This window comes from Methylobacterium sp. WL116, from assembly GCF_008039455.1.
GTDB lineage: Bacteria > Pseudomonadota > Alphaproteobacteria > Rhizobiales > Beijerinckiaceae > Methylobacterium.
Genome location: NZ_VRUV01000713.1, coordinates 1 through 1,831, shown reverse-complemented (window position 1 = coordinate 1,831; position 1,831 = coordinate 1). Strand labels below are relative to the sequence as shown.

Below are 1,831 nucleotides of genomic sequence, written 5' to 3'. Positions count from 1 at the left end.
GCCGCCGTCCTGGCGGCCTGACCGGGGCGTCCGCGCCGCGCTCACGCCAGCCAGATTCGCAGGCGCCGCACCGCTTCCCGGCACTCGGCCTCCGAGCCGGCGAAGGAGAACCGGACGTGGTGGTGGCCGGCCTCCCGGTCGAAGTCGAGGCCGGGGGTGGCCGCCACGCCGGCCTCGTCGAGCATCCGCCGGCAGAAGGCGGAGGCGTCGTTGGTGAGGCGGGCCACGTCCGCGTAGAGGTAGAACGCGCCGTCGACCGGATGCGTCCGCCCGAGGCCGAGGCCCGGGAACGCGTCGAGCAGGATCGCGCGGTTGCGGGCGTAGCCGTCGCGCACCGCGTCGAGTTCCTCGGTGGCGTCGAAGGCGGCGAGCGCGCCGACCTGCGAGAGGGTGGGCGCCGAGATGTAGAGGTGCTGCGCCAGCCGCTCGATCGGGCGCACGAGGGCGTCGGGCACCACCATCCAGCCGACGCGCCAGCCGGTCATGCAGTGGTACTTCGAGAACGAGTTGATCACGATCGCGTCCGGGTCGAACCGCAGGGCGGTCGTCGTCGGCACGCCGTAGCCGAGCCCGTGGTAGATCTCGTCGGAAACGAAGGGCAGGCCGAGCGCCCGCGCCGCCGCGCACAGCTCCGCCAGCGCCGCCTCGCCGATCACCGTGCCCGAGGGGTTGGCCGGGCTCATCACCAGAACGCCCGAGAGGGCGTGCGCGGCATGAATCTCCCGCAGCAGCGCGGCGGTGGGGGCGTAGCGGTCGGCCGCGCGGAGCCGCATCGGCACCGGCACCAGGTCGAGGGCCGCGAGGATGTTGTGATAGGCCGGGTAGCCCGGCATCGGCGACGCCGGCGCGGACGCCGGCGGGCAGGATCGGATCGACGGTGATCATCATCATGCCGGTATGCGGCACCGCGCCGATCAGCACCGAGGCGAGGCGGCGCTTCCAGGCGGCGCAGTCGGCCGGCAGGCGGGCGAGGGCGAGGGTGAGCGGGTCGCCGTCCATGCGGTCGAGCAGGGTGCGGCTCATCGCTTCGAGCGCCTCGAGCTGGCCGATCGCGTCCTGGATCTCGCCGCGGGACTTCTCGGTGCCGGCGGCGATCCGGCCGACATTGGTCGCGATCTCGCCGGTGGCGAGGATCTGCTGCTCCATCACCTCGGCCATCGCCCGCATCTCCGAGGCGGCCTCGGCGACCGCCGCGCTCTCCGCCTCGACGCGGGCGTTGGCGCGGTCCATCACCTCGGAGCCCGCCGCGACCGCGGCGCGGCTGTGGCCGACCGCGGCGTGCATCGCCGACAGCTCCGTCTGGAGCGCGGAGAGCCGCGCGCGGATCTCGTCGGTGGCGCGGGCGGTCTGGCCCGACAGCGCCTTCACCTCGCCGGCGACGACGGCGAAGCCCCGCCCCGCCTCGCCGGCGCGCGCCGCCTCGATGGTGGCGTTGAGCGCCAGCAGGTTGGTCTGGGCCGAGATCGAGGCGATCGCGGTCGCCATCTCCTCGATCCGCCGCGCGGCCGCCGCGAAGCCTTCGAGGCGCCCGCCGATCTCGGACGTGCCGACCTGGATCTCCTGCATCCGCTCGCCGGCCTGGCGCATGTCGGCCGCGCAGACCACGATGCCCTCGCGCGCACGCTCGGCCGTCTCGGCCGAGGTCTGCGAGCGGGCGGCGATCTCGCTGGTCGAGGCGGCCAGTTCCTCGCTCGCCGCCGCGATCAGCCGGGCCTGGTCGGCGACCTGGGCGGAATCGTGGGTGAGCCAGCCGATCGAGGTCCCGGCCGAGGAGGCCGCGGCCGACAGGCGCCCGGGCAGCCGCAACGTCTCGGGGTCGGCCGGCGGCGCG

The 1,831-nt window shown here is 74.9% G+C and carries 2 pseudogenes; both read right to left on the bottom strand.

Annotation, left to right across the window (positions count from 1 at the left end):
* Positions 1-41: 41 nt before the first annotated feature.
* Positions 42-842: pseudogene (locus FV223_RS26565) on the bottom strand (aminotransferase class I/II-fold pyridoxal phosphate-dependent enzyme); the annotation flags it as partial.
* A 307-nt stretch (positions 843-1,149) separates the two neighbouring features.
* Positions 1,150-1,566, bottom strand: a pseudogene (locus FV223_RS32160) (methyl-accepting chemotaxis protein); the annotation flags it as partial.
* Positions 1,567-1,831: the final 265 nt, after the last annotated feature.